This is a genomic window from Pseudomonas sp. V98_8 (assembly GCF_029967975.1).
Taxonomy (GTDB): domain Bacteria; phylum Pseudomonadota; class Gammaproteobacteria; order Pseudomonadales; family Pseudomonadaceae; genus Aquipseudomonas; species Aquipseudomonas umsongensis.
Map to the genome: position 1 here is coordinate 72,241 of NZ_JASCAE010000051.1, position 22,662 is coordinate 94,902.

20 protein-coding genes are annotated in these 22,662 nt (G+C 59.0%); 13 read left to right on the forward strand and 7 right to left on the reverse strand.

The window, feature by feature from the left end; all coding sequences use genetic code 11:
* Positions 1–8: 8 nt before the first annotated feature.
* The 6 genes from QLG10_RS17240 to yaaA all read right to left on the reverse strand — a co-directional run bounded on the left by QLG10_RS17240 (position 9) and on the right by yaaA (position 8,786).
* Positions 9–1,499 carry an alginate export family protein gene (locus QLG10_RS17240; RefSeq protein WP_188264303.1) on the reverse strand — a complete coding sequence of 497 codons (1,491 nt, stop codon included), beginning with the start codon at positions 1,497–1,499 and terminating at the stop codon, positions 9–11.
* Positions 1,496–2,875, reverse strand: a complete 1,380-nt coding sequence (gene algK, locus QLG10_RS17245; protein WP_110746945.1) for an alginate biosynthesis TPR repeat lipoprotein AlgK — start codon at positions 2,873–2,875, stop codon at positions 1,496–1,498. Before algK ends, QLG10_RS17240 begins: the two co-directional genes overlap by 4 nt.
* A gap of 138 nt (positions 2,876–3,013) precedes the next feature.
* Positions 3,014–4,183, reverse strand: coding sequence for an alginate biosynthesis protein Alg44 (locus QLG10_RS17250; RefSeq protein WP_110746947.1), 1,170 nt, complete (start codon positions 4,181–4,183; stop codon positions 3,014–3,016).
* Between the two features lie 36 nt (positions 4,184–4,219).
* Positions 4,220–5,704: a mannuronan synthase gene (alg8, locus tag QLG10_RS17255; RefSeq protein ID WP_177411558.1), complete on the reverse strand. Its 1,485-nt coding sequence runs from the start codon at positions 5,702–5,704 to the stop codon at positions 4,220–4,222.
* 165 nt (positions 5,705–5,869) lie between these two features.
* Entirely contained in the window at positions 5,870–7,186 is a 1,317-nt protein-coding gene (locus QLG10_RS17260) for a nucleotide sugar dehydrogenase (RefSeq protein WP_188264304.1), read from the reverse strand.
* Positions 7,187–8,006: 820 nt separating this feature from the next.
* Positions 8,007–8,786, reverse strand: a complete 780-nt coding sequence (gene yaaA, locus QLG10_RS17265) for a peroxide stress protein YaaA (protein ID WP_110746953.1) — start codon at positions 8,784–8,786, stop codon at positions 8,007–8,009.
* A 254-nt stretch (positions 8,787–9,040) separates the two neighbouring features.
* Between yaaA and QLG10_RS17270 the strand changes: the two genes are divergently transcribed.
* The 6 genes from QLG10_RS17270 to QLG10_RS17295 all read left to right on the forward strand — a co-directional run bounded on the left by QLG10_RS17270 (position 9,041) and on the right by QLG10_RS17295 (position 14,275).
* A complete protein-coding gene (locus tag QLG10_RS17270; protein ID WP_110746955.1) occupies positions 9,041–10,165 on the forward strand; it encodes a polysaccharide deacetylase family protein in 1,125 nt (374 codons plus the stop codon).
* Positions 10,166–10,501: 336 nt separating this feature from the next.
* Positions 10,502–11,896 carry a PhoH family protein gene (locus tag QLG10_RS17275; protein WP_020796858.1) on the forward strand — a complete coding sequence of 465 codons (1,395 nt, stop codon included), beginning with the start codon at positions 10,502–10,504 and terminating at the stop codon, positions 11,894–11,896.
* Between the two features lie 142 nt (positions 11,897–12,038).
* Entirely contained in the window at positions 12,039–12,512 is a 474-nt protein-coding gene (gene moaC, locus QLG10_RS17280) for a cyclic pyranopterin monophosphate synthase MoaC (protein WP_020796857.1), read from the forward strand.
* A complete protein-coding gene (moaD, locus tag QLG10_RS17285) occupies positions 12,509–12,751 on the forward strand; it encodes a molybdopterin converting factor subunit 1 (RefSeq protein ID WP_020796856.1) in 243 nt (80 codons plus the stop codon). The genes moaC and moaD overlap by 4 nt, the downstream gene beginning before the upstream one ends.
* 3 nt (positions 12,752–12,754) lie before the next feature.
* On the forward strand, positions 12,755–13,207 hold the full coding sequence (moaE, locus tag QLG10_RS17290; RefSeq protein WP_110746957.1) for a molybdopterin synthase catalytic subunit MoaE: 453 nt from the start codon (positions 12,755–12,757) through the stop codon (positions 13,205–13,207).
* 291 nt (positions 13,208–13,498) lie between these two features.
* On the forward strand, positions 13,499–14,275 hold the full coding sequence (locus QLG10_RS17295; RefSeq protein WP_110746959.1) for an ABC transporter substrate-binding protein: 777 nt from the start codon (positions 13,499–13,501) through the stop codon (positions 14,273–14,275).
* Between the two features lie 21 nt (positions 14,276–14,296).
* On the opposite strand, the gene QLG10_RS17300 is transcribed toward QLG10_RS17295, so the two are convergent.
* Entirely contained in the window at positions 14,297–15,232 is a 936-nt protein-coding gene (locus QLG10_RS17300; protein WP_282487737.1) for an EamA family transporter, read from the reverse strand.
* 121 nt (positions 15,233–15,353) lie between these two features.
* Here QLG10_RS17300 and QLG10_RS17305 point away from each other — a divergent pair, with 121 nt between their 5' ends.
* The 7 genes from QLG10_RS17305 (at position 15,354) to cyoE (ending at position 22,511) form a co-directional block, all read left to right on the forward strand.
* Positions 15,354–16,247 (forward strand): LysR substrate-binding domain-containing protein, encoded by an 894-nt coding sequence (locus QLG10_RS17305; RefSeq protein WP_282487738.1) that lies wholly within the window; start codon positions 15,354–15,356, stop codon positions 16,245–16,247.
* 107 nt (positions 16,248–16,354) lie between these two features.
* Positions 16,355–16,864: a disulfide bond formation protein B gene (locus tag QLG10_RS17310; protein WP_033038505.1), complete on the forward strand. Its 510-nt coding sequence runs from the start codon at positions 16,355–16,357 to the stop codon at positions 16,862–16,864.
* Positions 16,865–17,679: 815 nt separating this feature from the next.
* The gene (cyoA, locus tag QLG10_RS17315) at positions 17,680–18,615 is read left to right on the forward strand and encodes a ubiquinol oxidase subunit II (protein WP_110746964.1); all 936 of its coding nucleotides are present in this window, start codon (positions 17,680–17,682) and stop codon (positions 18,613–18,615) included.
* A gap of 3 nt (positions 18,616–18,618) precedes the next feature.
* Complete coding sequence (gene cyoB / locus QLG10_RS17320) at positions 18,619–20,649, forward strand: cytochrome o ubiquinol oxidase subunit I (RefSeq protein WP_046820451.1); 2,031 nt, start codon at positions 18,619–18,621, stop codon at positions 20,647–20,649.
* A 3-nt stretch (positions 20,650–20,652) separates the two neighbouring features.
* Positions 20,653–21,276 carry a cytochrome o ubiquinol oxidase subunit III gene (locus QLG10_RS17325; RefSeq protein WP_110746966.1) on the forward strand — a complete coding sequence of 208 codons (624 nt, stop codon included), beginning with the start codon at positions 20,653–20,655 and terminating at the stop codon, positions 21,274–21,276.
* On the forward strand, positions 21,277–21,612 hold the full coding sequence (cyoD, locus tag QLG10_RS17330; RefSeq protein WP_102669136.1) for a cytochrome o ubiquinol oxidase subunit IV: 336 nt from the start codon (positions 21,277–21,279) through the stop codon (positions 21,610–21,612).
* A gap of 11 nt (positions 21,613–21,623) precedes the next feature.
* Positions 21,624–22,511: a heme o synthase gene (cyoE, locus tag QLG10_RS17335; protein ID WP_007986830.1), complete on the forward strand. Its 888-nt coding sequence runs from the start codon at positions 21,624–21,626 to the stop codon at positions 22,509–22,511.
* Positions 22,512–22,662 lie beyond the last annotated feature (151 nt).

Sequence of the window (22,662 nt, forward strand, 5' to 3'; positions counted from 1 at the left end):
AATGTGCATCAGAAGCGCCAGACCACGTCGATGAACGCGCGGTGCATGTACGAATCGACTTCTTTGCCATAGGCATCGCCCGGTTTGAACACACCGCCGCGAAAGCGCACCAGGGCCGAAGGTTCATCGATCTTCTGGCTCAACGCCGCCGGCAACAGGCCTTGCTTGAAGTACTTGGTGACGACCAGATCCATTTCCTGGCCGAGGTCTTTGTCGCCATCGTTGAGCGGCAGGGAGGTGCTGGACAGTACGGCGCCGGTAACGTCGTCGGTGTTGTTCTGCACCGCGTCAATGCCGTCGCTGGTGATCGGCTTGTTACCGTCGACACGCCAGAATTTGTGGTAGATCAGGCTGGCGTCGTATTCGTCGTTGAGCATCCATGAACCGAACAGCGTGGCCGATTGCATGTTGTTCATTTCGCCACGGAAGGCTTCGCCGAAACGGTGCACCCGCGAGCGGGTACCGGTGTAGTTCGAGCGGTTGCTTTCCAGGCCGTTCTGTTCGTAATCGGCGCTGGCACGGGCGTAGGCGGCACCGACCTGCCATTGCGGATCCAGGCGCAGGCGTACGCCGAGGTCGGTAGCCCAGCCATCGACATTGCCGCTGCTCTTGGGTTGCGCGGGGGCGGTTCCATCGGCATTCAGCGGGTTGACCGTATCGCGGTCGCCACTCATGCCGGTGATGCTGCCCCAGTAGTTGAAGGTGTTGGTGTTGCGCCAGTTATAGGCGTCGCTGTTGGCCTGCAGGCCCAGCCAGCTGATGTCGCCGTTCTGTTTCTTGTCCAGCGAATCACTGGGAACCCCTGGCTGCGCGTAGTCCAGCTTGCCGTCATCGTGGGTGTGATGACCGCGGATGCCGGCCCAATGACCTGGTGTCCACTGGTATTCGGCATCGGCGTAGGCGTGCAGGCGGTCCTTGTCCTTGGGTGCCAGTTCCTTGAGATCGGTACGGTACTCGCTGAAGCGTTCGGCGATACCGGCGTTGGCGCGCAACAGCGTGGTGTCGAAGGTCCAGTTCAGGGCTTCGATGTTGGTGTCACGCCATTGACCGTCATCGTTGTTCAGACGCTGGCGACCGAGTTTGAGGATCTCGCCGGGGTAGGGCGTGAAGCCGCTGTAGCCGACCCAGAACTCGCGCATCGCCAGGTAGTTCTTCTTGGTTTTGCGGTCGCTGTTGTCGGTATTCTGCGTGCCATCGCTGGCGGACTCCTGCAAGGTGTCGGTCTCGATGATGTCCGTCGACGTCACGGCCTGGCCCATGGCATACGCGCTCCACGCGCCACTCTCGCCATAGACCCACGGGCGCAGATCGAGGCCCAGGCCGTTGACGTCGCCGCCGCTCTGGGTACCAAGGTCGCGGTCGTCCTCGGACTGGCCGGTGATTTTCACGTCCAGGCCGTAGTTCTTGGTTTCTTCAGTCATCGCGGCCAGTGTCGGGCAGGACCAGATCAGCGCGAACGTCAGGCCGATACCGGCCTTCATGAATGGATTCAACTTCATAGGGATTCCTCGCCGTCTTCTTCTTGCAGGGCGTGCAGTTGCAGCGTGTTCTGGCTCAAGTTGCCGCGAACGGACTGTTCCTGTTTCAACAGGCGTTGGGCCTCGGCCAGCTGCGCAGGTGGCAGTTGGGCTTCGAGGGTTTGTGCAAGCTCGGTGGCTTGCGGGGTGTTCTGGGCTTTGGCCAGTTGGCTGAACACGTAGGCATTGAGCGGGTCAGGCTTGGTGCCTTTGCCTTGGGAAAACAGTTGGGCGATGGCGAAGTCGGCACTGTTCTGGCCATTGCGCGCAGCGGTCAGCAGGTGGTCGAGGGCCTTCTGCGGGTAGACCTTGCCCAGGTAGCCACGGCGATAGATCTGGCCGAGGTAGTAATCGGCGGCGACTTCGCGGCCGACTGCTTTCTGGAAGTGCTCCTCGGCGACCTTGGCGTCGGGCGGGACCATCTTGCCTTCGTAGTAGAGCTTGCCCAGCAGCAGCTCGGCGCGCGGTTGGTCAGCGGCGCGGCCGTTGTCCAGGTACTTCATCATCTGGTCGACATCGCCCAGTTCCGGGAAGTCGTAGAGCAGTTGCGCCAGGCTGACCCAGGAAGCGGGGTAGCCGGGGGCGATCTCTTCGAGCAGCGACTGCGCGGTTTTTTCGTCGGTCTTGCCCAGGCTCGCATCGCCGAGCACGCGAGCCACACTGTCCACCCGCTGGGCGGAGACGGTGCCGCGACTGTGCGCCGCCTGCATCTGCTTGATCAGCTCGGCCTGTTTTTCCGGTTTACCTTGTTTCTGGTAGACCGTGGCCAGTTCGACGTAGCAGATGTCGGTGGTGTTGAGCGCGGCTTTGCAGACCGTTTCGACTTCATCGAGATGCTGGTCGTAGGTGCCCTGGGTGCGATAGAGCAGCACCTGCGCCAGACCCGCTTCCGGCTTGCCTTCGGCGCGCCATTGGCTGATCTGCTGTTGCGCATTGACGTTGGGGAAGCTGTGCGGATATTGCAGATACAGCATCGCCAATGGGATCAGGGTGTTGCCTTCACCGGCGGCCGATGCCTTTTTCAACAGACCTTCGGCTTCGTGCTGTTCAGCTTCGGTTGAACCAGGCTTGGCCACCAACAGGCGACCCAGACGTGCCTGGGCGCGCGGTGAAACACTGGCGGCGGCGCGGTAAGTCGCCTCGGCCTGTTTCATCTGCGCCGGGTCACGGCTGTCGACCTGGATGTCGGCCAGGCCGACTTGGGCTTCGCTGTAGCCCAGGTCCGCCAGTTGCTGGTAGTTCGCCGCCGCGGTGGCGGTATCGCCACGCTTGAGCGCTTCGTTGGCCAGGCGCTGGTCGGGCAGGCCGGCGCAACCCGCCAGGCTGACTGCCAATGCTACTGCGCACAGAGATCCCATGTGGGAGCGAGCCTGCTCGCGAAGCAGACCACTTGGTGCATCAGACAGACCGCGCTGAGCCCTTCGCGAGCAGGCTCGCTCCCACAGGGCTTTTGGTGTTCTGAGGATTGGTGGAATCGTCACAGGCATGTCCTCCGGTTACAGACCAGCAGCCATGGCTTTGTCGATCAGCCAGTTCAGGTTAGGGCCACGGTCGCTGTTAACTTCCACGGGACGGCCGGCCAGGTTGCTACCCAGGGCTTCGTCAGGCTGGATCAGTACGCGGATGTCAGAGGACAGGTCAGCGCTTTTCAGGCTGGTGCTGCTGACGATTTTGCCGGTGCGGGTCTTGTCTTCGCCGGCGATCTGGAAGCGCACCGGGGTGCCCGGCAATACGTCGCTGAACTGGCGATAGGAGAAGCGCGCCTCGACGTTGGCTTCGGTGTTGCGTGGCACCAGCTGGAAGATCACGTCACCCTTGCTGGCGTATTGACCGTTGGACACCATTTGCTGGGCCACGGTGCAATCGCACGGCGACGTCAGGGTGCCAGTCATTTGCTTGCCGAAGAGTTCTGCAACCTTGGCCGGGGCCAGTTGATCGTCTTCCAGGTGACCTTTGAGCACGTCGAGCATGCTGGTGCTGAAGGTTGCCAGCGGCGCGCCTTTGGCGGCAACGCCATCAGCTTTCACCAGGCTCTGCACGGTGCCGTCGCGGGGCATGGTGATGTTCACGCCCGGCACGCTGACAATGCCCGCCTGGGCGTGGCTGACAAAGTACATGCCGTACACCGACTTGAAGATGAAGCCGAACGCCGCCAGGCCGACGACGAAAATCCCCAGGCTGAAGGTCACCGCTTTCATGCGCCCGAACGGGGTCATGCCGTGGCCGCCATCCTTGTTCTTGCGCGCCTTGGTGAAGTTGTCGCGCTGCAGGGTCGCCAGCACTTCGCCGATGGTGACGATGTCGCCGGCCAGGTGCGAAGTGATCAGGTGGCGCAAGGTCGAAATGTCTTGCGGCTCCAGGTTCTGGAACTGGCAACCGGTGCGACCGGTCTCGCGGTCAAAGGAGCGCACCTGCAATTCCACGTCCATGGCCAGGCCAAGGTTGTCGATGACGAATTGCAGACGGGCCTTGTACTTGTCGCCGACTTTCAGTGGCAGTTGCCCGGCGTTGAAGGCCAGGCCACCGGCGGAAAGGTCGATCACTCGCGCCTCGACCGGGGTCCGGTCAGGGCCGAAGAAACGCAGCTTGGCCGGGATTTTCACCCGTGCGTGTTGGCGCTGGGCTTCGGATTCGTGCACTACGTTGGCGTTGACGGCGGTATTCATAAAGGCGATTTCCTGGTTAATTCAAAAAGGGGGCGGTCAGACCATCATCAGCAGCACGGCGACAAAGATGCTGCCGGCGGAGAAGGTCATGGTCCGAGACGACCAGGTGTTGAACCAACGTTGAAAGCTGGCGAGATCACGGGTCAGGGCAGTGGGCTGGCGAGTCCAGGACTGTTGGTCGAGGCGGAAGAACACGTAGATCTTCACCAGTGCGCCAACGATCTGGTTGTAATAGAGAATCGCTGGGTAGGCTGGACCGATCCGGTGGCCGGAGCACGACAGCAGCAGGGTCAGGATCAGGCGGGTGATGCCGATCCACAGCAGGTACACCAGGATGAACGCGGTGCCGTACTTGAAGCTGGCGATCAACGCCACGGTCAGGCCCAGCAGCGAGGTCCACATCGACACGCGCTGATCGAACAGCACTACGGATGTGAACGCACCGAGGCGCTTGACCCCCAGGCCGAGTGCGCGGGAGTTCTGCCGCAGGTTGTTGCCGTACCAGCGGAACATCAGCTTGCGACTGGCCTTGATAAAGCTCTTTTCCGGCGGATGCTCGACGGTGTTGATCGCGGCATCAGGCACGTAGAAGGTGTCGTAGCCCAGGCGCATCAGGCTGAACCAGCTGGACTTGTCGTCGCCGGTGAGGAACTTGAAACGACCCAGGCGCCAGTGTTGCAGCGAGTCGCTTTCCACGTCGGCGATGAATTCCGGGTTGGTGACCACGGTGGCACGGAATACCGACATCCGCCCGGTCATGGTCAGCACGCGCTTGGACAGGGCCATCGAGCACATGTTGATGTGACGCTGGGCGAAACGCAGCTTGTGCCATTCGCTCATGATGTAGCCGCCGCGCACTTCGCAGAATTCGTTGGTGGTCAGGCCACCGACGTTGCCGAACAGCTGGAACCACGGCACGGTCTTGCGCACGACGCCTTCGCCGAGCACGGTATCGCCATCGATCACGGCCACCACGGCGCGGTCGTCCGGCAGGTGACGGGAGATGGCGCGGAAACCGAAAGCCAGGCCATCGCGCTTGCCTGTGCCGGGAATGCGCACGAAGTCGAGCTTCACCCGGGCAGGCGGATTCATCCGGCTCCACAGGCTCTTGACCAGCAGTTCATCGGACATTTCGACGATGGAGCAGACCACGGTGGTCGGCAACTCGCAGTCGATCGCTTCGCGGATCACTGAGCTGTAGACCTGCGCGGTGGTCAGGGCGTCGATACGGAAACTGGTCACCATCAAAAATACGTGGGACGGGTCCGCCGCCTTGCCCAGCTTGCGCACTTTGCGCCGCAGGTGCGGGTAGACCACGTACAGGAACAGCATGCCGCGCAGGAAGTGCGTGGCACCCATCGAGTAGCGCCAGATACCGACGATACCGATCAGGAAAATGAAGTCCTTCGACTCGGAGTCGAACGTGGACACAGGCAGCGCCATGGCGATGCCCATCAGTAAACTTAGATAAAACAGCCAACCGGCGGCCTGGAGTAGGCCGTGCTTTAGCCTGTGCATAATCGAAATCCTAAAGTCAGTTGCAAGTCTCGCGCCCCGTAGGAGCCGGCTTGTCGGCGATGGCGATCTCAGGTACGCCATCGCTGGCAAGCCAGCTCCTACAGATTTGCGGTGATCTGTAGGAGCCGGCTTGCTGGCGATCAGCTTGAAGCGCTTACAACCCGCCGGTTACCAGCAAATGCCTTCAGCCCGGCCAGCCTCGGTGGTGGCCTTGGACATGAAGCCGACCAGGTCGATCACTTGCTTGCCGTGCGGGACGTCCTGCACCAGGGCGCGGAATTTCTCGTCACGGTTGCCGAGGATGATCACGTCGGAGTTGTTGATCACCGCGTCGAAGTCGGAATTGAGCAAGGACGAGACGTGCGGGATCTTCGACTCGATGTAGTCCTTGTTCGCACCGTGAACACGGGCGTACTCGACGTTGCTGTCGTAGATGCTCAGGTCGTAGCCCTTGCCGATCAGCATTTCTGCCAGGTCAACCAATGGGCTCTCGCGCAGGTCGTCGGTGCCGGCCTTGAAGCTCAGTCCCAGCAGCGCGACTTTGCGTTTGTCGTGGCTGGAGACGATGTTGAAGGCGTTCTGCACCTGGGACTCGTTACTGCGCATCAGCGAGTTGAGCAGCGGTGCTTCGACGTCCAGGGAACCGGCGCGGTAGGTCAGGGCACGCACGTCCTTGGGCAGGCAAGAGCCGCCGAAGGCGAAGCCTGGGCGCATGTAGTACTGGGACAGGTTCAGGGTCTTGTCCTGGCAAACCACGTCCATCACTTCACGACCATCGACGCCGACGGCCTTGGCGATGTTGCCGATCTCGTTGGCGAAGGTCACTTTGGTGGCGTGCCACACGTTGCAGGTGTACTTGATCATTTCGGCAACGGCGATGTCCTTGCGGATGATCGGCGCGTCGAGTTCTTCGTACAGCGATTGCAGAACGTCGCCCGAGGCCTTGTCGAACTCGCCGATGACGGTCATTGGCGGCTGGTCGTAGTCGGCGATCGCGGTGCTTTCGCGCAGGAACTCAGGGTTGACCGCGACACCGAAATCGACACCGGCCTTCTTGCCGGAGCAGTCTTCGAGAATCGGGATGACAACGTTTGCCACGGTGCCCGGCAGAACGGTGCTGCGGACCACGATAGTGTGACGGGTAGTCTTGTCGCGCAGGACAAAACCGATCTCGCGGCACACGGCCTCGATGTAGTTCAGTTCCAGATCGCCGTTCTTCTTGCTCGGCGTGCCGACGCAAATCATCGACAGGTCGGTATCGCGAATCGCCTCGGCGAAGTTGGTCGTGCCGCGCAGACGGCCAGTCTCGATTCCCTGCGCCAGAAGTTCGCCCAGGCCCGGTTCAACGATCGGCGATTTGCCGGCGTTGATCATATCGATCTTGTCTTTGGCAACATCGACGCCAACGACGTCATGGCCCCGTGCAGACAGGCAACCGGCGCACACTGCGCCAACGTAACCCAAACCAAATATGCTGATGCGCATCGCAATTACCTCTCTATTATCAAGCCTGTTTTCATCAAGCCATTAATTGGCCGAAGTTAAGGGTGTTCAGCGGTCATAGTGCACGGGCAACTACGGCTTATAGGCGCCACAGTGTCGCGTGCAGGCATTCAAAGTTTCGAGTGTCTAAACAGTTCACTCAAAATGTGCGCAACTAGGCCTTATTATTCTGATGTGCCTTGCCATGCAGCCGGTCTTCCAGTCAGAAGACAATGGGCAAAGGTCTTGCGCGCTCAAAGCCAGGCCATGAGGCCTGTAAATCAAGCGGTTGGGTGCTCAGGGAAGCACGTTTATAGGGGGCGCAGCCTTGGCCTTGTAAGGGATAGTGATATGCGTATCTCCAGTCCTTAATGTGTTGCCCAAATCAGAGATCAGTCTGCCAAAGTTAATATGACAACTTGGCTGTGTGGATCTCTTCTCTGCGTAAGTTATCTCGTACACGCATTGAGAGATTCGTTACAGGTGGTATGAGCTACGCATTTGGACATAGTTCCAGCCCACCCATCGCGAATTCTGAAATTTCTTGAAATATTGAGAAAGATGGCACTGCTCTCATATTGATAGCACTTGCGGTTTGGCCCTTTATATATTGGCTCAGTGTCCGGTCTAATAGTTTTGTGCCACTACTGAGAAAAAATTTCAGTGCCACTACAAAAAAAATCACTGACGTCCAGTGAAACAAAAGTTAGCAAATCGACTGTTGGTTTTTTGGCGTCAAAGGATCGACGAATGGGGCGGGGGATTGTCGGACGATCAGGCATCGGTGCGCGACTGTTCAGGAAGTCGCGCACCGATCAGTTGCTTACTCTGAAGTGTGGTCGCGCAGGAACACCAGACTGTCTGGTTTAGACTGTTCGGCACTGTACCGATAGCCTTCAACGTCAAACTCTTTCAAGTCTGCCGGATCGTTGATGCGCTCTTCGATGATGAAGCGGCTCATCATGCCCCGGGCCTTTTTCGCGTAGAAGCTGATGATCTTGTACTGACCGTTCTTCAGGTCCTTGAAGTCGGTGTTGATGATGCGTGCCTTCAAGGCGCTGCGCTTGACCGCCGAGAAATACTCGTTGGAGGCCAGGTTGAGCAGGACGTCATCGCCCTGATCGGCCAGGGCTTCGTTCAGCCACTCGCTGATACGCGTGCCCCAGAAGGCATACAGGTCCTTGCCCCGGGCGTTGGCCAGTTTGGTGCCCATTTCCAGGCGGTACGGTTGCATAAGGTCCAGGGGGCGCAGCAGGCCATACAGGCCGGAAAGCATGCGTAGATGTTGCTGGGCGTAGTCGAAGTCGGCTTCGCTGAAGGTTTGTGCATTGAGCCCGGTGTAGACGTCGCCTTTGAAGGCCAGCAAAGCCTGCTTGGCGTTGGCCGGGGTAAAGGCGGGTGTCCAACTGCCAAAGCGGGCGGCGTTGAGCCCGCCGATTTTGTCGGAAACGTGCATCAACTCGCTGATCTGCGCCGGGGTCAGCTCGCGCAATTGCTGGATCAGTTCCTGCGAATGGTCAAGGTACTGCGGCTGGGTGAAGCGCTGGGTCGCCGGCGGTGTTTCGTAATCAAGGGTCTTGGCGGGGGAAATCACCATCAGCATGAAGTCGTCTCCTTTAATCGTGGCGGCGATTCTAGGGGGTTGTCATCGTTGACTCCAGCTATGGGTGTGATAGGTGATCGGTGGTGTCATGGGACAAGATCGCAGCCTCGCTTCGCGAGACAGCTCCTACGGGACCGCGTTGGCGTGAAATCGGAACATGCATTCCTGTAGGAGCTGTCGAGCGAAGCGAGGCTGCGATCTTTTGATCTTCCCGCGATATAGTGCCGCCCGGGTTTTGTTATGGAGACATCCCATTGCGTATCGTTTTTCTGCTCAGCGCCTGGCTGCTGAGCTTCGGCGTCATGGCGGCGCCGGGTGAAGTGGCCACGCTGGATCGCAGCACCTGGCCGGAAAAACTCGACAACCCGACCCTGTTCGATGTCGCGTCGCGTGCCGAAATCCTCATGTTCGCCCGTGCTCTGCTGGCCAGTGAGTCCCTGGACGAAGCGGCACTGGCGCAACGCCTGGGCCTGCGCACGATCAACCTGGAGTCGGTCAATCGTGTTCGCCAGCGTCTATGGCAACGCCTGTTGGCCAACTACAACTTCGCGCAACAGAGCTGCGACCAGGACGCCTCCTTCTGTTTCCTGGTCGAGGACATGGCCACCTTGCGCGAGCAGGCGGGCAAGTTCCAGCTCAGCGAAGACAGCTACTACATACGCTGGGCCGAACCGAGTCGCCTGTTCCACACCCAGTACCTGGATGAGCAACTGCGCAAGGCGGCGCTGTTTCCGCAAACCAGCAGTGAAGTCGATCATTTTGGAGACTATGAGCGCAATGGCGACGCGATGCACGACCGGCTGTTCCTGTTGACGTTCGACAGCGCCGCCAATGCCGTGCCGGACAATACCGACTGGGTTGCCGAGTACTTGCGCAAGGCCAACCTCAGCGGCACGTTCTTCGTGCTCGGCAAGGACCTCCAGGCGCGCCTGGGCGAGCGCCCGGGGACCCGTCTGCAAGCAACCTGGTCAACCCAGTGCGTCGGTGTCCAGGGCTGGGAGTTTCGCTCCCACAGCCATTGGCAGGATTGGCAGGACTCGGTACGCCGCAGCGTCGAGCTGGCCAAGAACAAACTGCCGGAGAACTTCGTCCCCCTGTTTCGCCCGCCCGACGGCCAGCGTCGCGCCGACGCCGGCGCTTTCTTCAAGGCCCAGGGGCTGCAGGTCGCCCTGTGGGACATCGATGCCCACGATGGTGCCGGCAAGCTCAAGGGCAGCCAGAGTGCGCAAAGGGTGTTGACCCTGATGCTGCTGTGGCGCCATGGGGTGATCAATTTCAATGTGAAACAGGAAGGGGTGAAAACGGCGTTGCCCTGGCTGATCACGCAAACGGCGCAAAGCGGGATCGGTTGGGAAGACTGTCAGGAAGGATTTCGCTGAAAACCGCCAAAGCCCGGAAACATTGGGTAAAAGGCGATTTTTGAGGGGGTTTTGCTGCAGGTTGATCTCCGACTGTAAACAAGTGATGGCAGTCCGCCAAGGGCTTTTCGTCACTCTGCAAAATAAACTTCAAAAAAGCGTCAAAGTGCTTTTTTCTGTCATGGGTTTTGGAGTATTACGAAGACAGACCGCCGAAACCTGCAACACAGGTGGCGTCTCCCAAGACCCCGCATGTAGGCAGAACACTTGAGTCCCCGCAGGTGTATTCGGTAGTCACTTCGAGGCGCAGCACCGCCCAGGTATTGCGTCCACTGGCTCTGACAAAGGTGACCGAGTATGGATGATCACGGACGTAGCTCTTCTTCCAACCAGCCAATCCTTTATGTACTCGATACCAACGTATTGATTCACGATCCAAACGCGCTGCTTAACTTCGAAGAACACCACGTCGCGATCCCGATGACCGTGCTTGAGGAGCTCGACAAGCTCAAGAGCGGGCATCACAGCGTTGCCGCCGAATGCCGCCAGGCCATCAGGCTGATCGACAAGACCCTGGGTGATGCTTCACCCGAGGACGTCGAGCAGGGTGTGCCGATCCAGCGGGGCAAGAGCGGACCCAAGGGATTGCTGTCAATTCTGATGAGCAAGCAGGCTGAACCCCACATCGTTCTGCCTGAGCACCTGAATGACAACAGGATCATCAACCAGTTGATCGACCTGCACGCACGCGAGCCGAAGAAGCCCGTGGTGCTGGTCACCAAAGACATCAACATGCGCCTCAAGGCGCGTGCCTGTGGGATCGCGGCCGAGGACTACAGCACCGACCAGTTGGTCGACGACGTGTCGCTGTTGCCTAATGGCTACCACAACATGAGCGGCTCCTTCTGGGACCGGGTAAGCAAGGTCGAGACCCGTCAGGACCACGGTCGTACCTGGCACCAGGTGCAGTTGATCGACAATCTGCCAGCCGTGCATATCAACGAATTCATCATCGACGAGCAGGGCTTCGTCGGCTGGATCAAGGAGATCGAGGAAGACAAGCTGCTGATCCTGGACTTGCACCAGGAACCGCTGCTGCATCAGGAAGCCTGGGGCCTGAAGCCGCGTGATATCTATCAGAGCCTGGCGCTGTATGCCTTGCTTGATCCGGACATCCACCTGGTCAACCTGTCCGGTGCCGCAGGCTCGGGTAAAACCATCCTCGCGCTGGCCGCGGCCATCGAGCAGACCATGGTCAGCAAGCGCTACCGCCGCATCATCGCCACCCGCAGCGTGCAAGGCCTGGACCAGGAAATCGGCTTCCTGCCCGGCACCGAAGCGGAAAAAATGGAGCCTTGGCTGGGCGCCATCACCGATAACCTCGAAGCCTTGCACATGGATGACGAAAGCACCCATGGCAGCGTCGACTACATCCTCAGCAAAGTGCCGTTGCAGTTCAAATCCCTCAACTACATTCGCGGGCGCAGCTTCCAGCAGAGCCTGATCCTGATCGACGAATGCCAGAACCTCACACCGCACCAGATGAAAACCATCATCACCCGTGCCGGTGCCGGCTCCAAAGTGGTGTGCCTGGGCAACCTGGCACAGATCGACACCCCCTACCTGTCCGCGACCAGCTCCGGGCTGACGTACCTGACTGAACGCTTCAAGGATTTCCCCAACGGGGTGCACATCACCCTGCAAGGGGTGCCACGTTCGATCCTGGCCGAATACGCCGAATCGCATCTGTAACCTTCACCCAGACCGGGCGGCCCGAAAAGCCGCCCGGTTTTTCATGCCCGACACAATTCCCCATTGTGGTGATCCGATAATCTCGCGTGCGGAAATCTGACCCACAGGTTTACAATCGGGACTCCTGATCAGGAGTAACCCCGTGCTGACTCATCTCGATTCCCAAGGTCGCGCCAATATGGTCGACGTCACCGAAAAAGCCGTGACGTTCCGTGAAGCGACGGCCCAAGCGCTGGTGCGCATGCTGCCCGAAACCTTGCAAATGATCGTCAGCGGCGGTCATCCCAAGGGCGATGTGTTTGCCGTGGCCCGCATTGCCGGCATTCAGGCGGCGAAGAAAACCAGCGACCTGATCCCCCTGTGCCATCCGTTGATGCTGACCGGAGTCAAGGTAGAACTCAGTGCCGAAGGCGAGGACAGCGTCCGCATCGTCGCGCGCTGCAAATTGTCCGGGCAGACCGGGGTGGAGATGGAAGCGCTGACGGCTGCCAGTGTCGCCGCCTTGACTATCTATGACATGTGCAAGGCCGTGGATCGTGGCATGACCATTGAAAGCGTACGGCTGCTGGAAAAGGTCGGCGGCAAGAGCGGGCATTTTCAGGCGGATCCATCATGAACGTCACCGTGAAGTTTTTTGCTCGATATCGTGAAGCGCTGGGGTTGGACTCGATGAAGGTTCAAGGCGACTTCGCCACCGTCGATGACGTGCGCGCACTGTTGGCCCAGCGTGAGGGGGCCGAGGTATTGAGTGAGCAAAACCTGATGTGCGCTCGCAACGAAGACCTCTGCCAGCTCGATGAGCCGGTGAGCGATGGCGATGAAGTGGCGTTTTTTCCCACCGTGACCGGGGGCTGAGCCATGGCCATTCGCGTGCAATCGACCGCGTTCGATCCCGGTGCCGAAGTCAACGCCATGCACGACGCCAATGTCGGCGTCGGGGCAGTGGTGAGTTTTGTCGGCTATGTGCGCGACTTCAATGATGGCCTGGATGTCGCCGGGATGTTCCTTGAACACTACCCGGGCATGACCGAAAAGGCCCTCGGCAAGATCGCCACCGAGGCCGAGCAGCGCTGGCCCTTGCTCAAGCTGGAGGTGCTGCATCGCATCGGTGCCCTTGAGCCCGGCGAACCCATTGTCTTTGTCGGCGCCGCCAGCGCCCACCGCCAGGCGGCATTCGACGCCTGCGCCTTTGTCATGGACTACCTGAAAACCCGTGCGCCGTTCTGGAAGAAGGAAAACACCAGCGACGGCCCGCGTTGGGTCGAGGGGCGTGACAGCGATCATGCGGCGGCGGATCGCTGGAAGCATTAAATAGACTGGTATTTATTGGCCTGCTTTGCCGGCCCCTTCGCAAGCAAGCCCGCTCCCACATCCGACCATTTCGGTCAACTGTGGGAGCGGGCTTGCTCGCGAAGGGGCCATTCGCTGCACCTGAGAACTTCCAGAAAGCCACCCGACCATCGGCCGGCGCACCCCGCATTTACCCGATTGACGCCTAATACATAAAAGTCCAGTATGGATTTATAAGTACAAAAAAGGCTTCTCCCGTTTCTGCTCTTCTTCCATCTTGCCAAACCAACAACAACCCGCGAGAGAACGAACATGAAGAAATTCCCCCTCATCACCGGTCTGGCCCTCAGCTTGTTGGCGTGCAGCAGCGTGTTTGCCGCCGAGAAAACCTTGCGTATCGGCATCGAAGCGGCCTACCCGCCGTTCGCCTCCAAGACCGACAAAGGCGAAATCGTCGGTTTCGACTACGACATCGGCAATGCCCTGTGCGCGCAGATGAAGGTCAAGTGCGTGTGGGTCGAGGGTGAGTTCGACGGCCTGATTCCTTCCTTGAAAGTGAAGAAAATCGACATGGCGCTGTCGTCGATGACCATCAACGAAGACCGCAAGAAGTCGGTGGATTTCACCCACAAGTACTACTTCACCTCGTCGCGCCTGGTCATGAAGGAAGGCGCAGTCGTGGATGATCAATACGCCAGCCTCAAGGGCAAGACCGTTGGCGTGCAACGGGCGACCACCACCGACCGTTATGCAACCGAAGTCTTTGAACCCAAGGGCATCAACGTCAAGCGCTACAGCAACAACGAAGAGATCTACATGGACCTGGCAGCCGGTCGTCTCGACGCCATCTTTGCCGACACCATTCCGCTCAACGACTTCCTGTCGATGCCGCGCGGCAAGGGCTACGCATTTGCCGGCCCGGAGCTCAAGGACCCGAAATACGTGGGTGAGGGCGCCGGGATTGCGGTACGCAAGGGCAACACCGAGCTGGTATCACAGCTGAACGCCGCCATCGACGGCATTCGCGCCAATGGCGAGTACCAGAAGATTTCGCAGCAGTACTTCAAGTCCGATATCTACGGCGACTGATCGATCGCTCCCGGGGCTTTCTCACGAAAGCCCCCGGTGTGCTGCAGACTCCCTGGATTTTGATGGTTTCAGGTTGAGGGCGAGTACGCTCGTCAGCACGATGATCATCCCGATGACGACCATGATCGAAGGACGTTCAGCCAGGGCCACCGAGGCCATCAGCATGGCAGTGGGCGGTATCAGGTAAAGCGAAATGGACGCGCGGCTCACGCTGCTGTGCGCCAGTACGTATGCCCAGGCGAAGTAAGCAAGGGCACTGGGGAAAATCCCCAGGATGAGCACCGCCAGATTGACCGATGCCGGGGCTTTCTGCACTTCACTCCACAACCCCGGTGCATACACAAGTAATAGAGTGGTGCCTGACCAAAGGGTGTAGCACACCATTGTCAGCCCGTCGTAGCGATGGGAATGGCGTTTTTGCAGGGCGAAATAAAGACTCCAGGATAATGCCGCCAGCAGAATCAGCAACCCATGGGCGTCCAGTTCACCAAAACCACGATCCCCCGTAACCACGACAGCGGCACCGAGCAAACCGCCCAGCACGCAGATCCATTGCCAGTGGTTGACGCGCTCCTTGAGCACGAAATGCGCCAGTAACGTGCTGAACAGCGGCGTGGATTGTGCGAGGACACTCGCGGCGCCGGCGCTGACCCCGCGTTGGCCAAAGTTGAGGGCGATGTGGTGCAGGCTCACGGCAAAGAATCCCAGCACAGCCAACAGCGGCAGGTCTTTCAGGCGAGGCAGGGAAATACCCATTACCCCTGCGACCCCGGCCATGAATGTCGAGGCGATGAGAAAGCGGATCAGCGCCAGATGACCGGGCTGGTAAGCCTCTAACCCGATGTGGATGCCAATGGGCGAATAGGCCCAGCAAAGGATGACGAAAAAAGCCGCCAGGACGATTCTTGCGCCAGGGCTTTCGGCGAAAGACTGGATCTTGCGCTGAATAAAATCCATAGGCTGCCTGATTCCCCAAAGTGTGAAGGTGTGACTGGATGGCTCTCGCTCGAATTATCAAAACCGTCCAGATTCACTACAAGTGACTTAAACTGACTCAAGTATTCACTTTGGGTGAGTTATGGAACTGTCCCAGTTACGCATGTTCAACACGGTTCACCATCTGGGCAGCATTGCGCGTGCGGCTGAGGTGCTGCATTGCGTACCGTCCAATATCACCGCGCGCCTCAAGTCCCTGGAGCGTGAACTCGGTACGCCGCTGTTTTCTCGCGATGGCCGAGGATTGCGGATCACGCCCGCCGGGGAAGTGTTTCTCGATTACACGACGAAAATCCTTGGCCTGGCCGAGGAAGCGCGCAGGGCGTTGGCCCCCGACGGTGCGCCAAGCGGTCCATTGCGCATTGGTGCCATCGAGTCCAGTGCCACGGGACGCTTGCCGCGACTATTGGCCAAGTACCACGCGCTCTACCCAAAGGTGATGCTGGAGTTGAGCACCGGCACTTGGGCTCAATTGCTCGACGACACGCAACATCGTCGGCTGGATGGGGCGTTCGTGGCGGTGAACGTTGAGCGCAGCGGACTGCAGAGGGAAGTGATGTACCGCGAAGACCTGATTCTCATCGCGTCCGCCTCCCATGGGCCTTTGCGCCGGGCGGCGGACCTGCAGGGCAAGGCGATTTTCATGTGGCCCCCGGGCTGCCCGTACCGTTTCGCGCTGGAGCAGTGGCTGTTGCGCCATGACCAGGTGCAACCGATTGTCAGCATCGCCAGCTACGGCACCATCGTTGGCTGTGTCAGTGCCGGTGCCGGCGTCTCGCTGGTGCCTCGTGGAATCTATGAGCAGTACTGTCTCGGCGCAGGCTGCCAGGGATATGAATTCCCGGAACTGACGAGCATCGACAACCTTTTTTACTGGCACGAGAACGCGGGTCGGCACCCGGCGCGTGAGGCGTTTGTTAAGTTGTTGCAGGCCGAGTTCGAGGGGCCAGGGTCGTTACAGTTAATGTCTTCTTAACCGACCTGTCGTCTATTCCCACGATACCCGCTTGCACGCGCCAGGCTCTCAAAGGTCAAGGCCAGCGTGTAAACTGGCGGGCAATCGAAAGTCAAAAGGGAAACACGATGAGCGAGGAAACGATGCGTCTGGGCCGTGAGCGGCGCTATCTGGTGCTGTTGGGCATCATCTGCCTGGCGTTGATCGGCGGTGCGTTGTACATGCAAGTGGTGTTGGGCGAGGCCCCGTGCCCGTTGTGCATCCTGCAGCGTTACGCGCTGCTGTTGATCGCGCTCTTCGCCTTCATCGGTGCGGCCATGCGCACCCGACGCAGCATCACGGTGCTGGAGACCCTGGTGGTCATTTGTGCCCTGGCGGGCGTCGCGGTGGCCGGGCACCACGTCTACACGCAGTTCTATCCGGCCGTCAGTTGCGGCATCGATGTGCTGCAACCGATCGTCGACGGCTTGCCGCTGGCGAAGATCTTCCCACTGGGTTTCCAGGTAGACGGTTTCTGCTCCACGCCTTACCCGCCGATCCTGGGGTTGTCCCTGGCGCAATGGGCGCTGCTGGCCTTCGTGCTGGTGGTGGTGCTGGTGCCGCTGCTGACGCTGCGCAATCGCAAGGCGCTGCGCTGAAGTCATCCGAATGATGCCAAACGCCCCGGTCCTCGATGAGAGGACCGGGGCGTTTTTGCGTTTCAGGGGGCAGGCAAGGACACCCTGATGCACGGCAATCAGGGGTGCGACAAGTCTGCGACATGTTGTCACATCGCGAGTGTCGCAGCGCGCTTTCGGGTACCGGATTGGTGCAGTCTCCTGTAATGAAATTGGTGTGTTAGAGTGCCGCCGGTTTTTCGCCGGGCCAAAAGGAATCAGGCAGTTTTAACAGGTCGTGGCGATTTGCCAAAGCCCTTGTCTCATCGGGGCCAGGGCGGCATTCAGGGTCGTTTCCACGCCTTCGATACTGTCTGAATTGTGGGTGGTAGCCCTACTTTTTTTGGTGTTTTTGTTGAGAATCAATTTCGATAAGATGCGCCACTTTTACAGAATTGGGTCAGGATTGTTGCGGGCTGGGATAAAAATTATTTCGGGATAAGACATGGTTTATAAAACGCTACATATCTACAATCGCCCGCACTGAATTCCCGGCACTGCTCACCCTGGCTCTGGTGCATGAATGGCACGAGGGTGTCGAGAGGCCTTCGGGCTTGATGCGACGCCCAGGTGTCGGTGCCTCCAACTATCCGCACCAAATGGAATTGGGCTGTAACAAGGCCTTTGACCACGAATTCGAATAAGAACTCACTGCTGGCCCAGGATTTGTCGAAACGCCTCTGACGCTCGACGGGCAAGCCCTTATTCAATCCAAGAAAAATGCCAACCCTTGGCAGGGTGAAGTGTTGGCGATCAAAACCCAACTGCATTGCGCAAGCTGCTTTAGAGGTCGTGAGATGAGTAAAAACAGGTACCCCAGACTACTAGGCTTATTGCCGCTGCTCGGCACGTTGTTGCTGGGAGGCTGCAACATGACCTTGCTCAATCCCACGGGCCAGGTTGGCCTGGAACAGCGAAACCTGATCATCACCGCAACGCTGCTGATGCTGTTGGTCGTGATCCCGGTCATCGTGATGACCTTCCTGTTTGCCTGGAAATACCGCGCATCCAACACCAAGGCGACCTACACGCCTAAATGGAACCACTCCACCAAGATCGAGATCGCGGTGTGGACTGTTCCGGTGTTGATCATCATTGCCCTGGGTTACATCACCTACAAGTCGACCCACGAGCTGGACCCGTACCGTCCGATCGAATCCGACGTCAAGCCTGTGACCATCGAAGTGGTCGCACTGGACTGGAAGTGGCTGTTCATCTACCCGGAACAAGGCATTGCCACGGTCAACAAGATCGTGTTCCCGGCGCACACGCCAATCAACTTCAAGATCACCTCCGACGCCGTGATGAACTCGTTCTTCATCCCGGGCCTGGGTGGCCAGATCTATGCGATGGCGGGCATGCAGACCAAGCTGCACCTGATCGCTGACCGCAACGCTGAAATGGAAGGCATCTCCGCCAACTACAGCGGTGCCGGTTTCACCGGTATGAAATTCAAAGCGATCGCAACTTCCCAGGAAGATTTCGACGCCTGGGTAAGTGAAGTCAAAAAGGCACCTAAACAGCTTGAACAAGCTGAATACGCAGCCCTTTCCAAGCAGAGCCAGAACAACCCAGTCGAGCTCTACTCCTCGGTGACGCCGAACCTGTTCCAGATCATCGTCGACAAGTACGAAGGCATGAAACCTGGTCCGAAGGTCAAGCACGAGAAGAAAGAGAAAGAAGTGGCCGCTACGGACATGAACTCGCATTCAGCTGCCGGGGCAGAGGAGTAAACGATGTTTGGTAAATTAAGTTGGGAAGCGGTCCCATTCCACGAGCCGATCGTGATGGTGACCATCGCCATGATCGCGCTCGGCGGTCTGGCACTGTTCGCGGGTATCACTTACTTCAAGAAGTGGACCTATCTGTGGACCGAGTGGTTGACCTCGGTCGACCACAAGAAAATCGGCGTGATGTACATCATCGTCGCCATGGTCATGCTGCTGCGCGGTTTTGCCGACGCCATCATGATGCGTACCCAGCTGGCCATGGCCACCGAGGGTTCGCCTGGCTACCTGCCACCTGAACACTATGACCAGATCTTCACCGCCCACGGTGTGATCATGATCATCTTCATGGCGATGCCATTCTTCACCGGCCTGATGAACCTTGCAGTGCCGCTGCAGATCGGCGCGCGTGACGTTGCCTTCCCGTTCCTGAACTCCCTGAGCTTCTGGCTGCTGGTTTCCGGCGTGGTGCTGATCAACCTGTCCCTGGGCGTCGGCGAATTCGCCAAGACCGGTTGGGTTGCCTATCCGCCGCTGTCGGGCCTGCAATACAGCCCTGGCGTGGGGATGGACTACTACATCTGGGCGCTACAGCTATCCGGGCTAGGTACGACGCTGACGGGGGTCAACTTCCTGGCCACCGTGCTGAAAATGCGTACCCCTGGCATGAAGCTGATGGACATGCCGATCTTCACCTGGACCTGCACCTGGGCCAACGTCCTGATCGTGGCTTCGTTCCCGATCCTGACCGCTACCCTGGCACTGCTGACCCTCGACCGTTACATGGATTTCCACATTTTCACCAATGAACTTGGTGGCAATCCAATGATGTACGTCAACCTGTTCTGGGCCTGGGGCCACCCTGAGGTTTACATCCTGATCCTGCCGGCATTCGGCATCTTCTCGGAAGTGATCTCGGCCTTCACCGGCAAGAAACTGTTCGGCCACCACTCGATGATCTACGCTTCGGGCGCGATCTCGGTACTGGGCTTCATGGTTTGGCTGCACCACTTCTTCACCATGGGTTCGGGTGCCAGCGTCAACGCCTTCTTCGGTCTGGCGACGATGCTGATTTCCATCCCGACGGGTGTGAAACTGTTCAACTGGCTGTTCACCATCTACCAGGGCCGTCTGCGTTTCACCAGCCAGGTGCTGTGGACCCTGGGCTTCATGGTGACCTTCGCCATCGGCGGCATGACCGGCGTACTGCTGGCCATCCCGGGTGCTGACTTCGTTCTGCACAACAGCCTGTTCGTGATCGCGCACTTCCATAACGTGATCATCGGCGGTGCGGTATTCGGCTACATCGCAGGTTTCGCGTTCTACTTCCCGAAAGCGTTCGGCTTCAAGCTGCACGAAGGCTGGGGTAAAGCAGCGTTCTGGTTCTGGATCTCCGGCTTCTTCGTCGCGTTCATGCCGCTCTATGCACTGGGCTTCATGGGCATGACCCGTCGTCTGAACGCCACCACCAACCCTGAGTGGGTGCCGTACCTGTACGTCGCCATGTTCGGTGCGGTGATGATCGCCTTCGGTATCGCCTGCCAACTGATCCAGCTGTACGTCAGTGTGCGTGACCGCAACAAGCCAGAGAACATGTGCGAACACGGTGACCCGTGGAATGCCCACACTCTGGAATGGTCGACCTCGTCGCCACCTCCGTTCTACAACTTTGCCGTGCTGCCTAAGGCTGACTGCATCGACCCGTTCACCGAAGCCAAGGAAAACGGCACCGCGTACAAGGCTCCGGCCAAGTACGAGCCGATCCACATGCCAAACAACACCGCTACCGGTGTGGTCATGGGTGCTCTGCTGACCGTGTTCGGTTTCGCGATGATCTGGCACATCTGGTGGCTGGCTATCGCGAGCCTGGTAGGCACTGTCGTCTACTTCGCGATCCACGCTGCACGTGACGACCAGGGCTATATGGTCCCGGTTGAAACGATCGAGCGCATCGAAGCCGAGCAGCACAAGCGTCTGGTAGCGGCAGGGAAGATCCCGGCCACCGCCACCCGTGTTGAAACCTCGTTGGAACAGGCTTAAACCATGTCGAACTTAGTGACCAATGTTGGACACGCCCATGGTGACCATGGGCACGATGACCACCACCACGACTCGGGCGAGATGACCGTATACGGTTTCTGGCTCTACCTGATGACCGACTGCATTCTGTTTGCGTCGATCTTCGCGGTGTACGCGGTACTGGTTAACAACGTAGCGGGTGGCCCGTCGGGCCACGACATCTTCGAACTGCCATACGTACTGGGCGAAACCGCTCTGCTGCTGTTCAGTTCGATCACCTACGGCTTCGCCATGCTGGCGTTCTACCGTGGCAACAAGAAGCAGGTCCTGGGCTGGTTGGCCATGACCTTCCTGTTCGGCGCCGGCTTCATCGGCATGGAGATCAACGAGTTCCACGTTCTGATCTCCGAAGGCTTCGGTCCTAGCCGTTCCGGCTTCCTGTCCGGGTTCTTCACCCTGGTCGGCACCCACGGTCTGCACGTGACCAGTGGCCTGATCTGGATGGCGATCATGATGTACCAGGTCAACAAGCATGGCCTGACGTCGACCAACAAGACCCGCCTGAGCTGCCTGAGCCTGTTCTGGCACTTCCTGGACGTCGTGTGGATCTGCGTATTCACCGTTGTTTACCTGATGGGGACTATGTAAATGGCTAATGCACATTCCCATGGCCACGACGACGCCGGTCACGGCAGCTACAAGTCGTACGCCATCGGCTTCATCCTGTCGGTGATCCTGACCGTCATTCCATTCGGCCTGGTGATGTACCCGACGCTGCCGAAGTCGATCACCCTGTTGATCGTCCTCGCGTTCGCGATCGTCCAGGTGCTGGTGCACCTGGTGTACTTCCTGCACCTGGACCGTTCGGCCGCGCAGCGTAACAACGTGATTGCGTTTGTGTTCGCCGCGATCGTGATCGTCCTGCTGGTTGGCCTGTCGCTGTGGATCATGTTCAGCATCCACACGTTCATGATGGCGAAGTGAGGTAAGTCCGCATGTCCCTCAAGCACTTTATCCAAATCACCAAACCGGGGATCATTTTCGGTAACGTGCTTTCTGTGGCAGGCGGATTTTTCCTGGCCTCCAAAGGGCATGTCGATCTGGCCATCTTCCTGGCCGCCATGATCGGCACGTCCCTGGTGGTTGCCTCCGGTTGCGTGTTCAACAACTGCATCGACCGTGACATCGACCTGAAGATGGAACGCACCAAGAACCGTGTGCTGGTCCAGGGCCTCATCTCCCTGAAACTGGCGCTGATCTATGCGACCGTCCTGGGTGTCGCCGGCGTTGCACTGTTGTACAAGGTGGCCAACCCGTTGGCCGCACTGTTCGCAGTCATCGGCTTCGTGATCTACGTCGGCTTCTACAGCCTGTACCTCAAGCGCAAGTCGGTTCACGGCACGCTGGTGGGCAGCTTGTCGGGCGCCATGCCGCCGGTGATCGGCTACGTCGCGGTGAGCAACACCTTCGACATGGCCGCGCTGACCCTGCTGGTGATGTTCAGCCTGTGGCAGATGCCGCATTCCTACGCCATCGCGATCTTCCGCTTCAACGATTACCTGGCCGCATCGATCCCGGTGCTGCCAGTGAAGCGTGGCATCCAGGTGGCCAAGAAGCACATCCTGATCTACATCCTGGCCTTCCTCGTGGCGACCCTGATGCTGACCTTCAGCGGCTACGCCGGCATGAGCTACCTCGCCGTCGCCGCGGCCATGGGCATGTACTGGCTGTACATGGCCTGGACCGGCTACAAGGCAGTGGATGACACGGTCTGGGCACGCAAGCTGTTCGTGTTCTCGATCTTCACCATTACCGCGTTGAGCGTGATGATGTCCCTGGACTTCAAAGTGCCGACCGAGTTGCTGCTGACGTACGCGCCTTAAGCGTCGGACGCTGTAAAGAAAAGCCCCGCCTTCGAGAGAAGAGCGGGGCTTTTTGTTGGGTTGATTCTGCTGGACAGTGTTGCCGCCTTCGCGTCGCCCATTTTGAATGCAGCTTCGATCCCCTGTGGGAGTGAGCCTGCTCGCGAAAGCG